The 20503-nt window shown below is 61.8% G+C and carries 22 protein-coding genes; 9 read left to right on the top strand and 13 right to left on the bottom strand.

From position 1 onward, the window contains the following. Positions 1-115: 115 nt before the first annotated feature. Together WHX55_RS19555 and WHX55_RS19550 are read left to right on the top strand one after the other, a co-directional pair. Entirely contained in the window at positions 116-445 is a 330-nt protein-coding gene (locus tag WHX55_RS19555; RefSeq protein WP_150725278.1) for a hypothetical protein, read from the top strand. 124 nt (positions 446-569) lie between these two features. Further along, entirely contained in the window at positions 570-986 is a 417-nt protein-coding gene (locus tag WHX55_RS19550; protein WP_150725279.1) for an organic hydroperoxide resistance protein, read from the top strand. 120 nt (positions 987-1106) lie between these two features. Here WHX55_RS19550 and WHX55_RS19545 read toward each other — a convergent pair whose 3' ends face one another. From WHX55_RS19545 to WHX55_RS19525, 5 genes are all read right to left on the bottom strand, one after another. Further along, a complete protein-coding gene (locus WHX55_RS19545; RefSeq protein ID WP_353741089.1) occupies positions 1107-1616 on the bottom strand; it encodes a copper chaperone PCu(A)C in 510 nt (169 codons plus the stop codon). 1 nt (position 1617) lies between these two features. Further along, the gene (locus tag WHX55_RS19540; protein WP_150725281.1) at positions 1618-2223 is read right to left on the bottom strand and encodes an SCO family protein; all 606 of its coding nucleotides are present in this window, start codon (positions 2221-2223) and stop codon (positions 1618-1620) included. Between the two features lie 213 nt (positions 2224-2436). After that, positions 2437-3321 carry a ChaN family lipoprotein gene (locus tag WHX55_RS19535; RefSeq protein ID WP_150759652.1) on the bottom strand — a complete coding sequence of 295 codons (885 nt, stop codon included), beginning with the start codon at positions 3319-3321 and terminating at the stop codon, positions 2437-2439. Between the two features lie 55 nt (positions 3322-3376). Continuing rightward, positions 3377-4144, bottom strand: a complete 768-nt coding sequence (locus WHX55_RS19530) for a heme ABC transporter ATP-binding protein (protein ID WP_151214793.1) — start codon at positions 4142-4144, stop codon at positions 3377-3379. Further along, the gene (locus WHX55_RS19525) at positions 4144-5181 is read right to left on the bottom strand and encodes an iron ABC transporter permease (protein ID WP_150725284.1); all 1038 of its coding nucleotides are present in this window, start codon (positions 5179-5181) and stop codon (positions 4144-4146) included. The genes WHX55_RS19530 and WHX55_RS19525 overlap by 1 nt, the downstream gene beginning before the upstream one ends. Before the next feature lie 314 nt (positions 5182-5495). On the opposite strand from WHX55_RS19525, the gene metE reads away from it, so the two are divergent. Further along, on the top strand, positions 5496-7784 hold the full coding sequence (gene metE, locus WHX55_RS19520; protein ID WP_353741088.1) for a 5-methyltetrahydropteroyltriglutamate--homocysteine S-methyltransferase: 2289 nt from the start codon (positions 5496-5498) through the stop codon (positions 7782-7784). Between the two features lie 924 nt (positions 7785-8708). Here the strand turns inward: metE and WHX55_RS19515 are convergent. The 8 genes from WHX55_RS19515 to WHX55_RS19480 form a co-directional block, all read right to left on the bottom strand. Further along, positions 8709-9380, bottom strand: coding sequence for a class I SAM-dependent methyltransferase (locus WHX55_RS19515; RefSeq protein ID WP_353741087.1), 672 nt, complete (start codon positions 9378-9380; stop codon positions 8709-8711). A 111-nt stretch (positions 9381-9491) separates the two neighbouring features. After that, the gene (locus WHX55_RS19510) at positions 9492-9710 is read right to left on the bottom strand and encodes a DUF4287 domain-containing protein (RefSeq protein ID WP_150752909.1); all 219 of its coding nucleotides are present in this window, start codon (positions 9708-9710) and stop codon (positions 9492-9494) included. Between the two features lie 111 nt (positions 9711-9821). Continuing rightward, the gene (locus WHX55_RS19505) at positions 9822-10343 is read right to left on the bottom strand and encodes a cytochrome C (RefSeq protein ID WP_150759257.1); all 522 of its coding nucleotides are present in this window, start codon (positions 10341-10343) and stop codon (positions 9822-9824) included. 237 nt (positions 10344-10580) lie between these two features. Next, positions 10581-11102, bottom strand: a complete 522-nt coding sequence (locus WHX55_RS19500) for a methylamine dehydrogenase light chain (protein ID WP_150725289.1) — start codon at positions 11100-11102, stop codon at positions 10581-10583. 18 nt (positions 11103-11120) lie between these two features. Then, complete coding sequence (gene mauD / locus WHX55_RS19495; protein ID WP_150725290.1) at positions 11121-11747, bottom strand: methylamine dehydrogenase accessory protein MauD; 627 nt, start codon at positions 11745-11747, stop codon at positions 11121-11123. 5 nt (positions 11748-11752) lie between these two features. Then, positions 11753-12292: a MauE/DoxX family redox-associated membrane protein gene (locus tag WHX55_RS19490; protein WP_150759255.1), complete on the bottom strand. Its 540-nt coding sequence runs from the start codon at positions 12290-12292 to the stop codon at positions 11753-11755. An 11-nt stretch (positions 12293-12303) separates the two neighbouring features. Next, positions 12304-13452 carry an amine dehydrogenase large subunit gene (locus tag WHX55_RS19485; RefSeq protein WP_150759254.1) on the bottom strand — a complete coding sequence of 383 codons (1149 nt, stop codon included), beginning with the start codon at positions 13450-13452 and terminating at the stop codon, positions 12304-12306. A gap of 223 nt (positions 13453-13675) precedes the next feature. Then, on the bottom strand, positions 13676-15157 hold the full coding sequence (locus WHX55_RS19480; protein ID WP_353741086.1) for an ATP-binding protein: 1482 nt from the start codon (positions 15155-15157) through the stop codon (positions 13676-13678). Positions 15158-15492: 335 nt separating this feature from the next. Here WHX55_RS19480 and WHX55_RS19475 point away from each other — a divergent pair, with 335 nt between their 5' ends. Genes WHX55_RS19475 through WHX55_RS19450 form a run of 6 tightly spaced genes read left to right on the top strand, consistent with a single transcriptional unit; the run spans position 15493 to position 20497 of the window. After that, positions 15493-16656 carry an acyl-CoA dehydrogenase family protein gene (locus WHX55_RS19475; protein ID WP_353741085.1) on the top strand — a complete coding sequence of 388 codons (1164 nt, stop codon included), beginning with the start codon at positions 15493-15495 and terminating at the stop codon, positions 16654-16656. 31 nt (positions 16657-16687) lie between these two features. Continuing rightward, a complete protein-coding gene (locus WHX55_RS19470; RefSeq protein WP_057715413.1) occupies positions 16688-17059 on the top strand; it encodes a hypothetical protein in 372 nt (123 codons plus the stop codon). Positions 17060-17062: 3 nt separating this feature from the next. Next, on the top strand, positions 17063-17548 hold the full coding sequence (locus tag WHX55_RS19465; protein WP_150759250.1) for a nuclear transport factor 2 family protein: 486 nt from the start codon (positions 17063-17065) through the stop codon (positions 17546-17548). Then, positions 17545-18693 carry an amidase gene (locus WHX55_RS19460; RefSeq protein WP_353741084.1) on the top strand — a complete coding sequence of 383 codons (1149 nt, stop codon included), beginning with the start codon at positions 17545-17547 and terminating at the stop codon, positions 18691-18693. Before WHX55_RS19465 ends, WHX55_RS19460 begins: the two co-directional genes overlap by 4 nt. A 23-nt stretch (positions 18694-18716) precedes the next feature. Continuing rightward, positions 18717-20000: an aromatic ring-hydroxylating dioxygenase subunit alpha gene (locus tag WHX55_RS19455; RefSeq protein WP_353741083.1), complete on the top strand. Its 1284-nt coding sequence runs from the start codon at positions 18717-18719 to the stop codon at positions 19998-20000. Then, complete coding sequence (locus tag WHX55_RS19450; protein ID WP_150725300.1) at positions 19997-20497, top strand: aromatic-ring-hydroxylating dioxygenase subunit beta; 501 nt, start codon at positions 19997-19999, stop codon at positions 20495-20497. Before WHX55_RS19455 ends, WHX55_RS19450 begins: the two co-directional genes overlap by 4 nt. Positions 20498-20503: the final 6 nt, after the last annotated feature.

Raw genomic sequence — 20503 nt, 5'->3', positions numbered from 1 at the left:
TGACGAACCCCCATCCGGCTTTTTCATTTATTTGCAGAAAAGGCACGATGCTGGCCCCCAAGTTTCAAAGTTCTCTTCAAAATTACTTGGTTTTCAGTTGGTTAGATAGGTCGAGATGCGCAAGATATGGATCGCATTAATCCCGCTGGTAGTTGCGGGAATAGCCAATTCGGCTCAAGCAAAAGAACTGGCCGCCAAAGATCAGTACATGTGCAGTTGGGGCGCGGGAACCGCTGCAAGGGCACAGGAACTCAAGCTTTCAGGCGTTTCCTTGTATGCCGCCCGCCAGAAAATCCAGGTCTACAAGTTCGCCAAAAGCTGGATGCGCATGATGGCTCTTGGCATTACAGAGCAAACTTATGACAGTCCGTCGCGATTCAAACCGACTGCTGTACGCCAGAGCTTTTATGAGGACTGCGTCAGGTACAAGTTGGCGCGTAAATAAAGAAGAAGCGGGCACCGGTCGGATCGACCGCGGTGTGGGGCTGCGACGACTATATTGATTGACCATCCCAGCGACCCGATGGGGTGTTAAAACCGGTTTCTTACAACTCAATCAGGAGGTCACCATGAACCAGATCGATAAAGTGTTGTACACCGCCCAAACCCACACCACCGGCGGGCGTGACGGCGCGTCCCGCAGCTCCGACGGGATCCTCGACGTGAAGCTTTCGTCGCCTGGTGCGGGCGGTGGCGGTACTAACCCCGAGCAACTGTTCTCTGCCGGGTGGTCAGCCTGCTTCATCGGCGCCATGCAGGTTGCGGCCAGGGAAATGAAAGTGGCGCTGCCCAAGGATGTGGCCGTCGATGCCGAAGTCGACCTGGGCACCAATGAAGGCGGCTACCTGCTGCAGGCGCGGCTCAATGTCAGCCTGCCGGGGCTGGATCGTGAGACTGCACAAAAAATCGTCGACACCGGGCACCAGTACTGCCCGTACTCGAAAGCCACGCGCAATAACATCAACGTCGTACTCAAGCTTGTTTGAGTTGATGTGAATAGGTTTTGATCTCTAAAAAAAGATCGCAGCCTGCGGCAGCGCCTACGAAATCGGTGTAGGAGCTGCCGCAGGCTGCGATCTTTTTGGTGTTGCGATACTAAGGGAAAATCAATTCATCTTGCTGTGGTCATGCATCATCTTGCTGTGGTCCATGGTGCCAATCGCCTTGGCAACGGCTTCAACCTGAATCGACTCTTTTGCACCCTTGGCGTCTTCCACGGTCAGGGTCAGTGGCACCTTGTCGCCTTCCTTGATCTGACCTGTGAGGTTCATCAGCATGATGTGGTAGCCGTGGGGATCGAAACTCACCGCTTTACCGGCCGGCAGCGCAACGGACTGCACCTGCTGCATTTTCATCACGTCGTCTTTCATGCTCATTTCATGAATCTGTACCAGCCCGGCAACCGGCGTTTGCACGCTCAGCAGTTTGCTGTCGCTGCTCGCGGTGACGGTCATGAAGGCGCCGCTCGACGGTTGGCCGGCTACTGTGGCGCGAACCCAGGCGTCTTTCACCTCGGTTTGTGCCGATGCCTGAAAGGCCAGGCCAGCCAGGGACAGGCCCAGTGCCAGTTGCCTGCAATGTTGTGCGAAACGGTTTTTAGCCTGCGGGGCATTCATTTCAGCAAATCTCCATCACGGTGAGCAGGTCTTCTGCGCACTCTTTGGCCGTCAGGGACGCGGACAGCCCCAGGCGCAGATTGCCCCGGGAGTCGAAGACATAGCTGGTCGCGGTATGGGAGAGGGTATAGGTATCGCCGCTCGGGACCTTCTCAAAGAACACGCCGAATTCCTTGGCGGTGGCGGCGGTTTCTTCAAGCGTGCCGTACAGGGCTTCGAAACTCGGATCGAAAGCCTTGACGTACTTGTCGAGCAACTCTGGCGTGTCGCGTTCAGGGTCCAGGGTGATGAAGACCACCTGCAGCCTTTCGCCATCGCGACCCATCAGCTTCTTGGCTTGGGCGGCGCGGGCCAGGGTGGTCGGGCACACGGCCGGGCACTGGGTGAAACCGAAGAACACCATCGGCATCAGGCCGCGATAGCTGCCCAGCATCCGGGTTTCGCCCTCAGGGTTCTTGAGCTTGAAGTTACGTCCCATGATCTTGTCGCTGAGGTCCTTGCCGTAGTTGAACGACAGCTTGCTGCTGTCGTCACAACCGGCGAGCAGGCCCAGGCTCAACAGGCCCATGCCTTGCAGGACAGTCCGGCGGGTATACAAAGTACTCATGAAAAAAGCATCCTGTTGAACAGGCTGAAATGACAGCGTGATGACTGTACAGACGAAAAAATCGCGGGGATGTTAACAAACTGTGCCAGTGCCGGAGGGGCGGATACGACCATTGGACCGGCGCACAGGCGTGACATAGTGTCGCGCCGGAGCGAGGTCGACCGAGGGCGAGCGCGCTCTTGTGGCGAGGGAGCAAGCTCCCTCACCACAGGTTCAGCGACGCAGCTTCGCGCAATGATCCTGTTGCGGTTGCGCGGCGGTGTACCACACGTAATCGGCACTCTCGACGGTCACGGTCTTGCCTGCTTCGGCCAGGATCAGCACCACATTCCCTTCACCGGCACCGAGATCCTTCAGGTGCAGCGGCACCCCCAGATCCTTGCGCACATGGAAGGCACCGGCCAGCAACAGCGCCGGTGTCGGCGCAGCCATCAGGCGTTCGGCCATGCGCCGGTCACGCTGTTGTTGCACGGCGAGCATGGCTGGCATCTGCGCTTCGGGCAGCAGGCCGCAATGGGATTCGCGGATGTCGTCCAGCAAGGTCGCCTGCACCTGTGGGGTGGTGGACGCTTGCCCCGTGAGCACCGGGCGCTGTTTGTAGATTTGCATGATCTGTGCGCGGTCCAGGTTTGCCGCCAGCAGTGGATACGGTTGGCGCAGCGCGTAGGTGACGAGTGCGCCATAAACACTCCACTCCCAATTGGCCTGCCAGGACAGCGCCGTGAACGTGTCGGCCGGTGGCTGGCCAGCGCGGGTCGCGGCCTGCGCGGCATCGACCCTGGCCTGTTGATCGGGATTGAGCATTTCCATCAACAAACTGCCTTGCGAGCGTTGTGCCGCCAGTTCGCGCAGCAGCCACAATTGCAGGGCGTGGTGGTCCGGGTTGTCGTGCTGTTCACCGACCAGAACACGCGGCACAGCGGCCAGTCGTTCGACCAGTTCTTGCGGCGTCAGCGTACGGCCCGTGGCGAGTTCGCGAATGACCCCAAGGTCGGTGTGATCACGCCCTTGCGGCGCGATCGGCGCCGGCAGTGGTGTGACCTGATGGGTTTGGCAGGCAGCCAACAGGCTGAATGCACAGAGCAACAGAAAGCGCATCGGTTTTCCTTAAATAGATAGAAGCCCCCTCGATCAAGGAAGGAGGGGGGCAGTATCAGCGCGCGATGATCAACGGGTGGCCGCGTTCCGGGTGTTGGTGAATCAGCACCTCCAACCCATACACCGCTGCCAGCGCTTCGGCGGTCAGCACCTCTGCCGGTGGACCGTAGGCGTGGGGCAGACCCTCTTGCAACAACAGCAGTTGATCGCAGTAACGTGCGGCCAGGTTGAGGTCGTGCAGGATCACCAGCACCGCGGCGCCACGCTCGGCGAAGTCGCACACGGCTTGCAAAATGGTGTGCTGGTGCAGCGGATCGAGCATCGACGTCGGTTCATCGAGCAGCAGTGTTTGCCCTTCGGCACCGGGCCAGAGCTGAGCGAGCACCCGTGCCAGATGCACGCGCTGGCGTTCACCGCCGGACAGGGCCAGGTAGCTGCGTCCGGCCAGATGAAGCGCATCGGCGGCTTTGAGCGCCTCGGCGACGATTTCGGCATCACGCACGCGGCCGCTGGCGTGGGGCAAGCGACCCATGCTGACGACTTCGTTGACTGAGAACGCAAAGTTCAGGCTCGAACTCTGCGGCAGCACGGCCAGGCGTTTGGCCCGCTCCTGACCCGGCCAGTCGGCGAGTGGACGCTCGTCGAGGCTGACCCTGCCTTCACTGATCGCCAGTTCGCCGCACAAAGCGGCGAGCAGGGTGCTTTTGCCGGCGCCATTGGGCCCCAGTACACCCAGCACTTCACCGGGACGCAACTCGATATCGATGTTCGCCAGTACCGTGCGGTTGCCACGACGTACCAGCAAGTTGTTTGCCCGCAGCATCAGGAACGCCCTCGTACCAGCAGATATAGAAAGAACGGAGCGCCGATCAGCGCAGTCACGATGCCGATGGGCAATTCGGCTGGCGCCAACAACAAACGCGCCGCCAGATCGGCCAGCAACAGCAGGCTCGCACCGGCCAGCAAAGAGGCGGGCAGCAACACCCGGTGATCCGGACCCACCAGCAGGCGCATCAGATGCGGCACCACCAGACCGATAAAACCGATCAGGCCGGCCGCCGCGACGGCGGCGCCGACGCCGAGCGCCGTGCACAACACCAGCTCAAGCTTGATCCGCTCGATGTCGAAGCCCAGGTGACGCGCTTCCGATTCACCCAGCAGCATCGCATTGAGCGCCGCCGCGCGACGGGGCAACCACAACGCCACGCCCAGGGTGACGATCAGCAACGGCCACAAGCGCGGGTAACTGGCACCGTTGAGGCTGCCCAGGTTCCAGAACGTCAGGGTGCGCAAGGTCGCATCATCGGCCAGGTAGGTGAACAGCCCGACCCCGGCACCGGCCATCGCCGTCATCGCCACACCCGCCAAGAGCATGGTGGCAACGTCGGTTTGCCCGTTGCGACGACCAAATCGATACACCACTGCCGTGACGATCAAGCCACCGACGAAGGCGCTCACCGACAGCAGGTAGGGTTCGATCGCCGGCGGCAAGCCACCGAGCAGGCTGCCGCCGACGATGGCCAGGGCGGCACCGAGCGCCGCACCACCGGACACACCGACCAGGCCCGGATCGGCCAAGGGGTTGCGGAACAACCCCTGCATTGCCACGCCGGACAGCGCCAGTACCGAACCGACGGCGATACCGAGCAGACTGCGCGGCAGACGAATCTGACCGAGGATCAGCTGCGCCTGCTGCGTGTCGCCACCTTCCAACGGCAACCCGAACAGGCGCATCCCGGCTAGCAAGGTATCGCCCAAGGGCAGGCTGACCGGCCCGAGGGCCAGGGACAGCCAGAACACCAGGACCAGTAACAGCATTAGAACGATCAACGTCGGACGCGGCCGAAAAATGGCCGTCATGGGTTGGTCCCGGCGGTCTGCGCTATGGCGTCCGGGTAGAACGCCGTGGCACAGGCCGGCAGTGTCTTGATACGCATCGGGACTATTCCTTGGCCGATCAGAGGGGGGCGGGCATCGAAACCTTCGTAGCGGGTGATGATGCCATCGACGCCCGGCTAACGCACACGCCACGGTTCGGTCACGCCGGATCAGGTGTTCATGTACGGTATCATTGATCATGAGAAGAACTTGTGATCATCACGATTAAAATGAGTTTGTCTCACTCGCCTGCACTGTCGACAATGGCCCCATTGAACGCATTGGAGTTATTTGACATGGCTGTGGCCCATTCCCTTGGATTTCCGCGCATTGGTCGCGACCGCGAACTGAAAAAGGCTCAAGAGGCGTTCTGGAAGGGCGAACTCGACGAAGCCGGTCTGCGCACCGTCGGCCGCGACCTGCGCAAGACCCACTGGGATTTGCAGAAAAAAGCCGGCATCGAGCTGCTGCCGGTCGGCGACTTCGCCTGGTACGACCAGGTCTTGACCCATTCGTTGATGTTCGGTGTGATCCCGGAACGTTTCCGCCCGCACGATGGCAAGGCCAGCCTGCAAACCTTGTTCGGCATGGCGCGCGGTGTGAGCGACAGCTGCTGCGGCGGCGCACACGCCCAGGAAATGACCAAGTGGTTCGACACCAACTATCACTACCTCGTCCCTGAATTCAGCGCCGATCAGCAATTCCAGCTCGGTTGGGACCAGTTGTTCGAAGAAGTTGAAGAAGCCCGCGCACTGGGGCACAACGTCAAGCCGGTGATCATCGGCCCGCTGACTTACCTGTGGCTGGGCAAGGCCAAGGGCGCCGAATTCGACAAGCTGGAGCTGCTGGATCGCCTTCTGCCGCTGTACGGCCAGATCTTCCAGCGCCTGGCGGCACAGGGCGTCGAGTGGGTGCAAATAGACGAACCGATCCTGGTTCTCGACCTGCCACAGGAATGGAAAAACGCCTTTGAACGTGCCTACAACCTGATTCAGCGTGACCCGTTGAAGAAGCTGGTCGCCACTTACTTCGGTGGCCTGGAAGAGAACCTGGGCCTGGCCGCCAACCTGCCGGTGGACGGCCTGCACATCGATCTGGTGCGCGCACCTGAGCAGTACCCGACCATCCTCGATCGCCTGCCGGCCTACAAAGTGCTGTCGCTGGGCGTGGTCAACGGCCGTAACGTCTGGCGCTGCGATCTGGAAAACGCTTTGGCCACACTGCAGCACGCTCAAGAACGTCTGGGTGAACGTCTGTGGGTCGCGCCATCCTGCGCGCTGCTGCACAGCCCGGTTGATCTGGGGCGTGAAGACAAGCTCGATGCCGAACTGAAAAGCTGGCTGGCGTTTGCCGTGCAGAAGTGTGAAGAAGTCGCGGTGCTGGCTCAGGCGGTGAATGAACCGGAAGCGCCGAAGGTGCTTGAAGCGCTGACTCACAGCCGCGCCGTGCAGGCCAGCCGTGCGGCATCGCCACGCATTCATAAGCCAGCCGTGCAGGCGCGTGTTGCCACCATCACCGCCCAGGACAGCCAGCGTCATTCGCCGTTTGCCCAGCGCATCGAGAAACAGCGCGCCGGCCTGAACCTGCCGCTGTTCCCGACCACCACCATCGGTTCGTTCCCGCAAACCGCGTCGATCCGTCTGGCTCGCCAGTCGTTCAAACAAGGCAAGCTGACCGAAGCCGAATACACCGAAGCGATGCACAGCGAGATCCGTCACGCCGTGCAAGTCCAGGAACACCTGGGCCTGGACGTGCTGGTGCACGGTGAAGCCGAGCGCAACGACATGGTCGAATACTTCGCCGAGCAACTCGACGGCTACGTGTTCACCCGTTTCGGCTGGGTCCAGAGCTACGGTTCGCGTTGCGTGAAACCGGCGGTGATCTACGGTGACCTGAGCCGTCCGAAAGCCATGACCGTTGAGTGGATCCGCTACGCCCAGGGCCTCACCGACAAGGTGATGAAGGGCATGCTGACCGGTCCCGTGACCATGCTGATGTGGTCGTTCCCGCGCGAAGACGTGAGCCGCGAAGTGCAGGCCCGTCAACTGGCGCTGGCGATCCGTGACGAAGTGGTCGACCTGGAATCCGCCGGGATCAAGATCGTGCAGATCGACGAAGCTGCGTTCCGCGAAGGCCTGCCATTGCGCCAGGCGCAGTCGCAGCACTACCTGGACTGGGCGACCGAAGTGTTCCGCCTGTGCGCCTGCGGCGTGCGGGACGAAACCCAGATCCACACCCACATGTGCTACAGCGAATTCAACGATGTGATCGAGTCCATCGCCGCCATGGATGCCGACGTGATCACCATCGAAACCTCGCGCTCGGACATGGAACTGCTGGACGCGTTCGAAGCCTTTGCCTACCCGAACGAAATCGGCCCGGGCGTGTATGACATCCACTCGCCAAGGGTGCCGGACTCCTCGGAAATGGCCAACCTGCTGCGCAAAGCCGCCAAGCGTATTCCCGCCGACCGCCTGTGGGTCAACCCGGACTGCGGCCTGAAGACCCGCGGCTGGCCGGAAACCGAAGCAGCGCTGGTGCACATGGTCAATGCGGCACGTCAACTGCGTAAAGAATGGGCCTGACGCTATAGTGGGTGTACCACTGACCCTGTAGGAGCGGGCTTGCTCGCGAAGGTGGCATGACAGCCAGCAATGCAGCGACTGCCAGACCGCTATCGCGAGCAGGCTCGCTCCCACAGTGATTTGGTTAGTTCGCAGATTTTGCGTACAGCCGCTGAACCTGTGGGAGCGAGCCTGCTCGCGATGACGGAGTGTCAGGCGACATCGATGTCGAATGTACCGGCCTCTTCGCGGGCAAGCCCGCTCCCACAATGATTTGGGTGGTTCGCAGATTTTGTGTACAGCCGCTGAACCTGTGGGAGCGGGCTTGCTCGCGATGACGGAGTGTCAGGCGACATCGTTGTTGAATGTGCCGGCCTCTTCGCGAGCAAGCCCGCTCCCACAGTTGATTTGGGTGGTTCGCAGATTTTGCGTACAGCCACTGAACCTGTGGGAGCGAGCCTGCTCGCGATGACGGAGTGTCAGGCGACATCGATGTCGAATGTACCGGCCTCTTCGCGAGCAAGCTCGCTCCCACAGTGATTTGGTTAGTTCGCAGATTTTGCGTACAGCCGCTGAACCTGTGGGAGCGAGCCTGCTCGCGAAGGCGGGGTGTCAGGCGACATCGATGTTGAATGTGCCGGCCTCTTCGCGAGCAAGCCCGCTCCCACAGTTGATTTGGGTGGTTCGCAGATTTTGCGTACAGCCACTGAACCTGTGGGAGCGAGCCTGCTCGCGATGACGGAGTGTCAGGCGACATCGATGTTGAATGTGCCGGCCTCTTCGCGAGCAAGCCCGCTCCCACAGTTGATTTGGGTGGTTCGCAGATTTTGCGTACAGCCACTGAACCTGTGGGAGCGAGCCTGCTCGCGATGACGACTCGACAGCCAGCAATGAAGTGATTGCCAGACCGCTATCGCGAGCAAGCCTCCAACGGAATTGCATCAATCAGCGCCGTGGCTCGGCCACCAACAGCAATGACTGCGGCACAGAGCTTTGCGGGTGCTGTGGCTCCTGCAGGCTGGCAAGAGTAAATCCCGCCATGTCCAGCGCATTCAGCCAACTGGACAGGGTGCGGAAATACCATGACATGGGCTGCCACTGCCCCTTGAACCCGGCGAAGGTCTCTTCCCGCCAGCCATCCTGATAATCGCCCGCCGCAGCCACCCACGGGTGCAGCGTCTGGATCACCAGCGCGCCACCCGGGGCGAGCAGGGTGTTCATGGCGGCGAGCAGGGGGATGATGTCCTGATGCAGCAGGGCGAAGTTGGCGCAGATCAGGTTGTAGTCGCGGCCGATGTCGACTTCGGCTTCTGCCAACTGTTCATAGCTCGCCAAATGCACTGGCGCAGCGCCCGCCGCCCGTGCTGCCTCCACCAGCGTCGTATCGCCATCCACGCCAACCGCCTCGATACCCCGGTCTGCCAGCGCCCGCAACAACCAGCCTTCGCCGCAACCCAGGTCGAGCACACGCTCGGGCTGGCGACCCAGCACCGCCAGCAGGATGGCCTGGTCGGTGACCTTTTGGCGGCTTTCGATGGTGCCGCTGCGTATGGCGTCGATCCAGGCCCGGGCGTTGTGGTGCCAGCTGTCGAGGAGGGTGGTTTCGGGGGCTGACATGGTCGATGTCCGGCGTGATGGGTTGGATGAAAGGATAGGGCAACAGAAGCTTTACGGTGGAGCCGGTTTTACCCGGCACCACCGATAGCGCAGAGAAGGATGGACCCGCGGCTAGGCGCTTTTGCTGGCTGCCAGATGATAGGCAACCAGCGCATTGGCGTGACCATGACCCATACCGTGTTCGGTTTTGAGCCAGGCCACCATTTCCATGTGTTTCTTGTCGCTGACGTTCTTGAGCAGGTCCAGCCAATGGCTGATCGGCTGCCCGTGCTTTTTTTCAATGGACGGGAAATACGAAGCCGGTCCTTTGGTTTTTGTCTCTTCGGTCACGATGCAAACTCCCTTTTCGATTTTCCAGGTTCGAAAACAGCACCGAATACGTTACTTATTTGCCGTCAACGCGTCCATCGTCCAGATAGTCGAACCTGAACCACGTCGCTCTCAGTAATTCATCCCGTCATCGATCGCGATACCCTGGGCACGCATGGCCTTGATCAACTCGCTACGGGTGCCGGGCAGGTTGAGCATGGTCTTGGCGCGCAATGCCGTGACTTCTTCGGCGGTGTAGGGCTGATAGTCGGCCGGCACGCTTTTGCCCGCCATGCCGTCTTCCCGCATCAGCCAGTTGAGCAAGTCCGCCAGTTGCGCGTTGTTCAGCGCCGATTGCGACATGCCCGGCACCCGCACGAGGAATTCGCGGCCACCGGGGACTTTGAGGAAGTTGCCGACAAAGCCTTTCATCCGTGGCGTGTCGTTGGCGGCGGAACCCGTGCCGTCGCCCAGGTGGCAACCGGCGCATTGCAGCTGGTAGTTCACGCCGACGCTGTAACCGGCCTGGGCAATCGGGGTTTGCAGCGATTCATTGCCCGGCGCGTGATGCTGGTTTGGGTCGGGAATGGCCCGGGCATAGGCGAGCGGGGCGCCAAGGGCGCAGACGAGACCGAGCAATATCAAACTACGCATGTAACCCAACTCCGCTGATGACCGGTTTGGCACCTGTAGGAGCGAGCCTGCTCCGGGCGGCGCTCCGACGAAGAACTCAAGGGCGACGCGTTAAACCAGATAGCCCGCGTTATCGTTGACGTCCTTCGCGAGCAGGCTCGCTCCTACAGGTACTCACACAAAGCAGTAAAAAAATAAAAAAGCAGCCACAGAAAAAAAGCGCCGGTTGCGCGAACAACCGGCGAAAAGCGCGTTTTTTTAAACGGCGACGCCGCGGATGACCGAAACGGTGCAGTGGTAGATGTGCGATTTGGCGGCCAGGCACCAGTTCACATCGTTGTTGTTGAACGGGCGGTAGGCCGGTTCTTCACTGTCGTTACGGGTGCAGGCGCACTGGGCGCAGCTCTGCTTACCGCAGCAGTCGTTGTACGAAATAATGTAGTCCTTGCCGTCGGCCGGGTTGCGGCAGGTGCCGATCCAGGTCACTTGCGAGGCTTCGGTGCCCGGTGGGCATGACGTTACCGACCCACCGCAGCAACTGCACAGAAAGCCGTCGACGGAGCAGTAGCGCCAGTAGTCGCAGCTGTTCGGATCACCCGGGTCGCCGGCCTGCGCAGGTTCCGCGGCCAGGGCCTTGCTGGTGCGATCCAGCGGCAGCAGCAGGGGCAGGGCGGCACCGGCCACCATCAGCGAACCCATGCGTGCCAGCAGTTTGCGGCGCGAAGTGGTGTCGGCGACACGGCGGGACGAACGCTCAAACAACAGATCCAGCAGTTTCATAAAGTTCTCCCTGCCTTATCAGTGGCTATGGCCGTGGCTGTGGTCGTGATCGTGGGTGTGCGGTTGGGCATTGAGGTACTGCTGCAGCGTGGCGTGCTTCAAATGCTCGACTTCGAACAGGCTGTCCAGGTGCTCGCGGGAGTTGACCAGGCCTTTGGCGCGCAGGGTGCCGGCCTTGTCGATCAGTGCGGCGTACGGCAGCTTGCCGATCTGGTAGGTCATGCCCACTTCCGGGCCGACCACGTAGGTGGCGTCTTCGAGTTTGTGTTCGCGGATCAGCGCTTGCTGGGCGTCCATGTCGCCATCGCTGACGAACACCACGTCCAGGCGGTCCGATTGCTCCCTGGCGATGGATTTGATTGCCGGCAGCAACGACTTGCAGATCGGGCAGGTCGGCGAGAGGAAGAACAGCAGTTGCGATTTCTCGCCGGCATAACCGAAGTTCACCGGACGACCGTGACGGTCGCTGGCGGTGACTTGCGGCGCAGGTTCATTGACCGCCACGCCTTTATCGACCATCAACGCGCCGGCCGGCGCCAGGCGACCGTGCAGCACGCCAATCTGCCGCACCAGGCCCATGACGACAAACGCCACGGCCACCAGCAGCACCCAGAGCAGAACGTTGGAAACAATCAAGCCTTCCATTTCGATTACCTACCAATCAATTTGAGCAGAAGAGGGGAATTCGCCAGCAAGCCATCGGCCGCGGCGTAGATGAGCAGCGCGACTGCGGCGGCGGCCAGGGTCACGAAGCCATCGAACAAGTTGAGGTCGCGGGCAACCGGGGCCACGCTGGCCACCAGCGCCAGTGCCACCAGTGCGCTGTTGCGCAGCAGCAGTACCGGGCGCAGCGGCTGTGCCTGGTCGGGGCCGGCGCAACCGCAGTCGATGTCCGCACGACCGCGCCACAGGTTGATACCGATGGCGGCGGCGTACAGGGCTAACAGGCTGGCGGCGCTCAACGCGGCGTAACCACGGCTGACCGGCGCCAGCAGGGCAAAGGCGATGGCCAGTTCCAGCAGCGGCACCAGCCGCGCCGTCGGGCGCACCAGCGCCTCGGGCAGCAGTTGATAGTCCGCCAGCTGCCGGGCGAAGCGGGCCGGCGCGCGCAACTTGTGGGTTGCGGCGCTGGCCAGCAACACCGCGATGGCGATGGCGCTGGTTATGATGAAGATCGGATCTGTGTGCATGGCCGAACCTCTCAGTAGCTCAGGACCTGAGTCGCGGTTTTGGCGACTTTCGGCATGCTGCCGGTGAGCTTGTTGGTCTTCAGATCGAAAATCTGCAAACCGCCTTCCACGTCGGCGCCAAGCAACAACGGCTTATCGTCGCCAGTGGCCTGCATGCTCCACACCGGAACCGGGGCCTCCAGGGTCGCCACCTTCTTGTGGGTCTTGAGATCAAACGCCCAGATCAGCGGGCTCGGGTCTTCCCACTTCATCGGTTCGTGGGCGTCGTGCATCAGCACGTACAGACGGTCCAGCTTCGGCGCCACGGCCATCATCTGCCACCCGCCTGGTGCCCAACCGGCCTTCTTGTCTTCATCGGAAACCAGCGACCAGGACGGCAGGACCTTCGGCGCATCACCGGCGAAATCCACCGGGCGTACGGTGCCGGTCGTGGTGGTGAAGTAGTAGGTGTCGCCGACGTTGACGGCGCGCTCTACCAGTTTTTCCGCGTTCGGATCAAAGAACGGCGTGCGGCTGCGCGCGGTTTCCTGACCCTGATCGTTGAGGGTCACCACCTGCAGGCTGCCGTCGCCGCACAACGAGGCGAAGCGGCGGTTGCCGACCGGGTAGTTGAGCACGCAACCGGGGATCGCAATCTCCGTAGCGACTGCCTTGGCCTGGGTATCGACCACGGTTACCGAGGTCGACGGCGTGAAGTTGTAGACGTAGACGAACTTGTCGTCGCCGCTTGGCTTGAGCGAGTAACGCTGGGTCAGCGACTCGGCGCGCTTGTTCGGAATCAGCACTTCCCAGGCTGGCGACAGGGTCGAGCTGTCCCACGCGGTGAGCACGTCGGTGCGGGTGCCGCGGGTGCCGCGGGAATACCAGATGTCCGCACTGTAGAGGGTTTTCTTGTCGTGGCTGAGGGTCGACGGCGCAGCGAAACCGGTCGGCACCATGCCGAGGATGCGCTTCTGGTCCGGGTCGACCACGGTCACGCGGCCAGCCACGAAGCTTTCGAACTCGACGTCGATGACGAACGCGCGGTGAGCTTCGGGTGGAAACGCCAGAACGGTCTGGCCAATCGTACCGGCGGGCAAGTCCGCGCGGGCACTGTTCAAACCGAGTACAAGCAGGCTCAGGCCTAGCGCTGACTGTACGGAGATCCTGTTTGTTCGCATAAGGGGAACTTCCTGAATTGTTGGTAACGCGGATCGCGGATGCTTTGGCAGATTTTTACCCTTTGATTCTGCCGTGCCCCGCGATCGGGAGAATTGCCCTGCCTGCCAAGTGTTTGTGTGTCTGTGCCAGTCGTACGGAAGAGCGAAAAGATCGCAGCCTTCGGCAGCTCCTACAGGGTAGTGAGGTCTCTGTAGGAGCTGCCGAAGGCTGCGATCTTTTGCTTTAAACGAGGGAAGCGAGGGGAAGGGAGAAGCTGAACACCGCGCCGCACGGCTCGAGGTTTTGCGCCCAGATATCGCCACGGTGGCGGCCGATGATGTTCTTGCACAGCGCCAGGCCAATGCCGTTGCCGCTGACCTTGGACGAGAAGAACCCGTCGAACAGCTTTTCCTGCGCCTGGGCCTGGATGCCTCGACCGCAGTCTTCAATGCGCACCAGGGCCACATCGTTCTCGCGGCTGGCATGGATGCGCAGCAAGCGACGTTCAGTAGGCAAGTCGGCCATTTCTTCAATGGCGTTGAAGGCCAGGTTAAGGATCACCTGGCCGATCAGCACCTTCTCGCAACTCACCCGCAGCGGTTCGGGCGCGGTGACGACTTCCACGCGCACCAGGCTCGGATCGGCCCGCAGGCTGATGAAGTAGCGGGTTTCGCGCAGCAGCTCATTGAGGTCGACCAGCTCTTCGGTCTGTTCCAGCTTGACCACGTAATCGCGCACGCTCTTGATGATCACCGAGGCATGCTCGATTTGCCGCACCGCGTTCTGCAAACCCCAGGCGACGCCTTGATCGGTTTCGCCGGCGTTGCCCAGGCGAATCACTGCGCCTTCAATAAAGTTGCGAGTCGCCGCCAATGGCTGGCTCAACTCGTGGGCAATCGCCACGGCCATTTCACCCATGGCGTTGTAGCGCGCCAGGTACTCGAGTTTCTGCTCGCTGACCCGCCGCGCCTCTTCGGCCTGCACCTGCTCGGTGACGTCGCGGAACAGCAGCAGGTGGCCGACCAGATCGTCCTCTATCTCGATGTAGCGGCAGGTTGCGTCATGCCAGCGCCACTCGCCATCGCGGCGTTGCACCTTGTAATGCACGTTGAACGGCGTGTGCTTCGGTCTCTCATGGGCAAGCTGTTGCAACAGGCGCTGGCCGGATGCGTCGTCGCACCAGGCCAGGAAGTTCTTGCCCATCAGCTTGTGCACTTCGCTGTTGAGCAGGTGCGCGCCGGAGTCGCTGATAAAGCGAATGTCGCCCTCGGGGCCGAGCACCGCCACGCCTTCGGCCAGGTCCTGCATGAAGGCCTTGAGCCGGCTCTCGAAACGCTTGAGGTCGCGCTTGACCTTGTCCTCCTTGGAAATGTCGCGGAACTGCACCATCAACACATCGCGACCGTCCAGGTGCACCAGGGTCGCCACCGCCTCGGAAAGAATCTCCACCCCTTGCTTGGAGCGATAGCACCACTCGATGGCCCGTTGCCCGGTGCGCGCGGCACCTTCCAGCCAGCGCAAGCCCACCGAGCGCCGGTACTTCGGTGCGTCGCGGGTCATGTCCGGGGCCTTGAGCGGCGTCAGTTCTTCCAGGGTAAAGCCCAGCGCCGCCAGGGCAGCGGCGTTGGCCCAGAGAATTTCCTTGGTGTGCGCGTCATGAAGAATGATGCACAGCGGCATGGCTTCGATCAGCGCATAAAAGTCGTTCGGTTTTGGCTGGTACATCGCACGGCCCCTGGCGGCAGAGATTTGCAGTATGGCGTTTTATACCTGCTCGCACAGCGGGATGCGCTCAGAGGTAAGGGGTGTCGGCCTAGGGGTTTTCTTTAGTCGGGGGGCTGCACGCACCAATAGTTGTGCCGGGACGCGGTTTTTACACTGGACCGCAATGCAAGGGTAACCACACCACTACCTGTAGGAGCGAGCCTGCTCGCGATGGACGTCAACGATAACGCGTCCGGTCTGAATGACCGCGTTGTTCAGACGATTTTCGCGAGCAGGCTCGCTCCTACAGGGAGCAGCGGAGCCCACTAACAATAATCAAAACGGAGAACTAGCCCATGCTGCGTTCAGCTGTCGCGCAACAAGACCCTGTGTCCGCCCCGGTCGTGCCAATGGTCGAGAGTCAGCTATTTCAGCAGGTGCTGGATGAGGTCCGCCAACGCCGCGAAGAATTCGACGCCGGCTCCCACGTGCCTCGGGACATGATCGAGCGCTTCAAGCAGGTGGGCATCTACCGCGCCGCCACGCCGAAATGCTTCGGCGGCGACGCCCTGGCACCTTCGCTGTTCCTGCAAATGATCGAGCGCATCTCCGAAGCCGACGGCTCGGCGGGTTGGGTGGCCAGCTTCGGCAGCGCCGGTGTCTACCTGGCAGCGTTGCCTCGCGAAACCCTGGCTGAACTCTACGCCGATAGCCCTGACCTGGTGTTCGCCGGTGGCTTGTTCCCGTTGCAACCAGCCGAGGCTGTAGAGGGCGGTTATAAGGTCAACGGCACCTGGAAATTCGCCAGCGGCTGCAAAGGCGCAGACCTGTTGGGCGTTGGCATCGGCGCCGCTGGCGGCAAGCCGCGCACGGCAGTATTTCGCCCGGAGCAGGTAGACATCGTCGAGAACTGGGAAGTGGTCGGCCTCAAGGGCACTGGCAGTCATGACCTGCGAGTGAGCGATAAACGCGTTGAGGAGCGCTGGACATTCATCCGTGGCGGTGCCGCGACCATCGAAGAACCGCTGTTCCACTACCCGTCGATCGCCTACGCCGCGCAAGTGTTGGCGGTGGTCAACCTCGGCCTGGCCCGTGCCGCACTGGACGAAATCAGCCGCATGGCTGGCGGCAGCGGCATCACCGGCGCACCGAAATTGTCCGACCGCGCTTACGTGCGCATCGAGATCGCCAAGGCTGAAGCCAAGCTCAGCGCCGCCCGCGGTTTTTTCTACAACGCCACCGAACAGGTGTGGAACTCGATCCTGGCCGGCAACCCGGTCACGCCGGAGCAAACCAGCCTGTTGCGCCTGTCGGCCATTCACGTGTCCCAGGCCGGTGCCGAGGTGGTGCAGAGCGCCTACAGCCTGGCCGGCACCACCGCTATTTACCTGCGCCATCCGCTTCAGCGCTATCTGCGCGATTCGATGGTGGTGACCCAGCACGCCTTCCTCAGCGAAGGCCTGTATGACGGCGCCGGCTCGGTGTTCCTCGGCGTCTCGCCGTTTCCGGGCTACATCTGAATCCCCATTACTTTTTCAAGGAATCGCACCCATGTCGCAAACCACCCAAGAGCCGTTGCGCGTCGTCTTCTGCATTGGCATCACCCAGAACTTTTTCGACCTGCCCACCGGCGAAGGCCTGAGCGTGTGGAAAGGCTTCAGCCAGATGATGGGCGATCTCGGTGCCATGCCCGGCATCACCGTGCTCGGTGCGATGGATGACGACCGCCTGATGGTCGGCCCGTCCACCACCTCGCCCTGGACCGTGTACATCATGGCCGACGTCGACTGCCACCAGTCGGTGATCGACGCCTGCAACCTGTTCCGCACCACGCCGGTCGGCCAGTACAGCCTGTGGCGCTACGCGAAGATCGAAGCGCGCATCGGTCGCCCGTTGACCATTCCTGATGCGGCCAAGGTGTAAGCCATGAACGAGGCCTTGCTGCAGCGTCTGGCGACGCTCGAAGGGGAAAGTGCAGTTCGCCGTTTGATGGCGCGCTACATGGACCTGTGCGACGTGCCGCGGGCGGCGATTCATCTGAGCCAGTTGGCGCAACTGTTCACCGAAGATGCGATCTGGGAAGGCCTCGGCACCCAGACCGCACAGACCTTTGGTCAACACCAGGGGCGTGAAGCGGTGGCGGCGTTTGTCGGCGGTTATCTGCCGCCGTCCGACCACTTCAAGCTGAACCTGCATTACCTCACCAGCGAGTCGATCATGGTCGACGGCAAGGCGGCGCAGGGGCAGTGGATCATGCAGCAGATCTCGACTTACGCCGATGGCCGCAACGAGCTGTTCGGCACGCGGCTGAACATCGATTTTCGCTGTGTCGACGGCGTCTGGCTGATCGCGCATTTCCGTACGCAACGTCTGTTCAATACGGAGCTATTCACCTTGGGAGCGGGCGCATGAGTACTTTCATCAGCGAATTCCTCCTCGGTGGCAACGGCAAACGGGTTGCGATCAAAGACTCCATCGACATCGCCGGCCATCCGACCCGTTCGGGCAGCCGTGCCTTCGCCGATGCACCGGCGGCGACGAAAAACGCCGAAGTGGTCGATGCGATCCTCGACGCTGGCTGGCAGATCGTCGGCAAGACCAACCTGCATGAACTGGCGTTCGGCGTGACCGGCATCAACGACTGGACCGGTACACCGATCAACCCACAAGCGCCGGACCGTGTTCCTGGCGGCTCGTCCAGCGGTTCGGCTTCGGCGGTCGCGGCAGGCTTGGCGGACATCGCCATCGGCACCGACACCGGTGGTTCGGTGCGGGTGCCGGCGGCGTGCTGTGGCATTGCCGGGCTCAAGCCGACTTATGGTCGCGTCAGCCGTGTCGGCGCCCATCCGCTGGAATCCAGCCTCGATTGCGTCGGGCCGTTCGCCAAAAGCATGGACGACCTGATTGCCGCGATGCAGGTGATCTGCCCGGGCTTTACCGCTCAAGGCCTGCCAAGCGATGGCGCCAGGGTCGGCTTTCTCGAGGTGGCCTGCGATTCGCACCTGCAAGCCAGCCTGGGTGCCGCCGCCGACCGCGCCGGATGGCGTCGCAGCAACCTGCACCTGAGCGAATTCGAAGCGGCGTTCGCCGCCGGCCTGACCGTGATCAATTTCGAAAACTGGGCGGCGTTCGGCCACCTGACCGGCAAGGGCCTGATCGGCGCCGATGTGGAAACACGTTTGCTGGCGGCCAGCCGCACCACGCGCCAAGACCTGGCCGAGGCCGAAGCCGTGCGCACAGCGTTCACCCAACAAGTGGACGCGGCGCTGGAAGACTTTGCGGTGTTACTGCTGCCGACGATGCCGACCCTGCCGCCGACCCTCAGCGAGGCCCGCGCCGGCAGCAAAGCGGTGGCCGGCATGACTCCGCTGGTTCGGCCTTTCAACCTCAGCGGCCACGCGGCCCTGACGGTTCCGGTGGAACTCGACTGCGGTGGGCTGAAGGTTGGCTTGCAAATCGTTGGGCGCAAAGGTCAGGACGAACTGGTCTGCGCCTTCGGCGCGCAACTGCAACAGAGCATGGCCGGTGAACGGCTTGGCTCTAAATCAAAATCATAAAAAGAAGCCATGAGGAGAACCGCATGAGCACTCATGAATATCAGCTGATCGCAACGTCGAAAAGCCCCGAAGACCTGGTTCAGCATGACCGCGTCGACGTCTCGCTGTACAACGACCCGGCGCTGTTCGAAGCCGAGCTGGACAAGATTTTCTACCGCACCTGGGTGTGGGTTGCCCACGAAAGCGAAGTGCGCAATAGCGGCGACTTCAAGACCGCCACCATCGGCCGTCGCCCGGTGATTGTCGTGCGCGACAAGAAGAACAACATCAACGTGCTGGAAAACCGTTGTCGGCACCGTGGCGCCACCGTGTGCGAGAAGCACAAGGGCAACGCCACCGGTTTCACTTGCCCGTACCACAGCTGGTCCTATGGCCTGGATGGCAAGCTGCGTGCGCTGCCGTATCCGGATGGCTACGAAGGCATCCTGGAGAAATCCGAACTGCCGCTGACCAGCCTGCGCGTCGAAAGCTACGCCGGCATGGTGTTCGCCAGCTACAACGACGAGATCGAACCGCTGGAAGACTTCCTCGGCGGCGCCAAGCACTGGATGGACCTGTTCATGAAGCAGGGCGCCGGTTACCCGATCAAGACCCAGGGCGAACACAAGTTCAGCTTCAAGGGCAACTGGAAGATCCAGCTGGAAAACACCACCGATGGTTACCACTTCCCGATCGTGCACAAGTCGTTCATGTCGTCGGTGGATGAAGAAACCTCGGAAATGCTCTCGTTCATGACCGACGAACAAGCCGTGACCCACTCCCTGGGCAACGGCCACAGCGTGATGGTGATGGTGCCGGAGCACGTCGACCTCGATCATGACGACGGCACCGAACAGTTGCAGGAGCGCTTCGCCCATGTGACTGAAGAACTGTCGAAAACCCTGCCGGCCGATCAGGTCCGTCGCATCGTGCGCTCGCTGCACGGCGCCGGTTTCAACCTGAACCTGTTCCCGAATGTGGCGATGTCGATGTCGTTCTTCCGCGTGCTGCGCCCGGTGTCGGTCACCGAAACCGAGATCCGCCACGTCGCCCTCGGCATGGACGGCGGCCCGGAAATCGCCAACCGCGAACGCATGCGCATCCACGAACACTTCCAGGGCCCGTTCGGTTTCGGCAGCCCTGACGATGCCGAGGCTTGGGATCGCGTGCAACGCGGCTCGTACGCCGGCGTCGATGCGCCAATCCTGGTCAACCGCGGCCTGAACCGCGAAATCACTGCTGAAAACGGCGACAAGGTCAGCCACGCCACCGACGAAGGCGGTATGCGCGGTGCCTACGACATGTGGAGAAGGATGATGAGCCAATGAGCAATCACGACACCCTGAACGGTTTTGCAGGTCCCTTGGCCCAGGCCATCGAGTTCATCTGGCGCGAAGCCGAACTGCTCGACCACAAGCACTACGCCGAATGGGCGACCCTGTGGAGCGAAAGCGGCAAGTACATCGTGCCGATCGACCCGGACACCGAGGACTTCGAGGCGACCCTGAACTACGCCTACGACGATGCGCGCATGCGTGACCTGCGCATCGAACGCCTGACCGCCGGCTACTCGCCGTCGGCAGTGGATGCAGCGAAAACCATCCGCACGATCTCGCGTTTCCGCCTGGTGGAAGCGGCCGGCGACATCGTCGAAGTCAACTCGGCGCAACTGCTGTACGCCTACAAGCGCGGCGTACACACGCCATTTGTGGCCGACCTGAACCACCGTATCCGCTTCACCGACGGCGTGCCGACCCTGGAGCGCAAAGTGGTGCGCCTGATCAACTCCACCGACAGCCTGAGCGCGCTCGGCTTCCTTTTGTGAGGGCAA

The sequence above is a fragment of the Pseudomonas fluorescens genome, from assembly GCF_040448305.1.
Classification (GTDB): domain Bacteria; phylum Pseudomonadota; class Gammaproteobacteria; order Pseudomonadales; family Pseudomonadaceae; genus Aquipseudomonas; species Aquipseudomonas fluorescens_BH.
The sequence above is the reverse complement of the archived record's forward strand: the minus strand, read 5'-3'. Positions and strand labels throughout refer to the sequence as shown.

What these genes read in the sequence shown, in the direction of transcription:
- WHX55_RS19475 (WP_353741085.1), top strand. Translation starts at nt 15,493, where the DNA reads ATGCTGCGTTCAGCTGTCGCGCAACAAGACCCTGTGTCCGCCCCGGTC.
- WHX55_RS19555 (WP_150725278.1), top strand. Translation starts at nt 116, where the DNA reads ATGCGCAAGATATGGATCGCATTAATCCCGCTGGTAGTTGCGGGAATA.
- WHX55_RS19485 (WP_150759254.1), bottom strand. Translation starts at nt 13,452, where the DNA reads ATGCGAACAAACAGGATCTCCGTACAGTCAGCGCTAGGCCTGAGCCTG.
- WHX55_RS19545 (WP_353741089.1), bottom strand. Translation starts at nt 1,616, where the DNA reads ATGAATGCCCCGCAGGCTAAAAACCGTTTCGCACAACATTGCAGGCAA.
- WHX55_RS19450 (WP_150725300.1), top strand. Translation starts at nt 19,997, where the DNA reads ATGAGCAATCACGACACCCTGAACGGTTTTGCAGGTCCCTTGGCCCAG.
- WHX55_RS19455 (WP_353741083.1), top strand. Translation starts at nt 18,717, where the DNA reads ATGAGCACTCATGAATATCAGCTGATCGCAACGTCGAAAAGCCCCGAA.
- mauD (WP_150725290.1), bottom strand. Translation starts at nt 11,747, where the DNA reads ATGGAAGGCTTGATTGTTTCCAACGTTCTGCTCTGGGTGCTGCTGGTG.
- WHX55_RS19525 (WP_150725284.1), bottom strand. Translation starts at nt 5,181, where the DNA reads ATGACGGCCATTTTTCGGCCGCGTCCGACGTTGATCGTTCTAATGCTG.
- WHX55_RS19490 (WP_150759255.1), bottom strand. Translation starts at nt 12,292, where the DNA reads ATGCACACAGATCCGATCTTCATCATAACCAGCGCCATCGCCATCGCG.
- WHX55_RS19500 (WP_150725289.1), bottom strand. Translation starts at nt 11,102, where the DNA reads ATGAAACTGCTGGATCTGTTGTTTGAGCGTTCGTCCCGCCGTGTCGCC.
- WHX55_RS19460 (WP_353741084.1), top strand. Translation starts at nt 17,545, where the DNA reads ATGAGTACTTTCATCAGCGAATTCCTCCTCGGTGGCAACGGCAAACGG.
- WHX55_RS19535 (WP_150759652.1), bottom strand. Translation starts at nt 3,321, where the DNA reads ATGCGCTTTCTGTTGCTCTGTGCATTCAGCCTGTTGGCTGCCTGCCAA.
- WHX55_RS19515 (WP_353741087.1), bottom strand. Translation starts at nt 9,380, where the DNA reads ATGTCAGCCCCCGAAACCACCCTCCTCGACAGCTGGCACCACAACGCC.
- metE (WP_353741088.1), top strand. Translation starts at nt 5,496, where the DNA reads ATGGCTGTGGCCCATTCCCTTGGATTTCCGCGCATTGGTCGCGACCGC.
- WHX55_RS19470 (WP_057715413.1), top strand. Translation starts at nt 16,688, where the DNA reads ATGTCGCAAACCACCCAAGAGCCGTTGCGCGTCGTCTTCTGCATTGGC.
- WHX55_RS19530 (WP_151214793.1), bottom strand. Translation starts at nt 4,144, where the DNA reads ATGCTGCGGGCAAACAACTTGCTGGTACGTCGTGGCAACCGCACGGTA.
- WHX55_RS19465 (WP_150759250.1), top strand. Translation starts at nt 17,063, where the DNA reads ATGAACGAGGCCTTGCTGCAGCGTCTGGCGACGCTCGAAGGGGAAAGT.
- WHX55_RS19540 (WP_150725281.1), bottom strand. Translation starts at nt 2,223, where the DNA reads ATGAGTACTTTGTATACCCGCCGGACTGTCCTGCAAGGCATGGGCCTG.
- WHX55_RS19505 (WP_150759257.1), bottom strand. Translation starts at nt 10,343, where the DNA reads ATGCGTAGTTTGATATTGCTCGGTCTCGTCTGCGCCCTTGGCGCCCCG.
- WHX55_RS19550 (WP_150725279.1), top strand. Translation starts at nt 570, where the DNA reads ATGAACCAGATCGATAAAGTGTTGTACACCGCCCAAACCCACACCACC.
- WHX55_RS19480 (WP_353741086.1), bottom strand. Translation starts at nt 15,157, where the DNA reads ATGTACCAGCCAAAACCGAACGACTTTTATGCGCTGATCGAAGCCATG.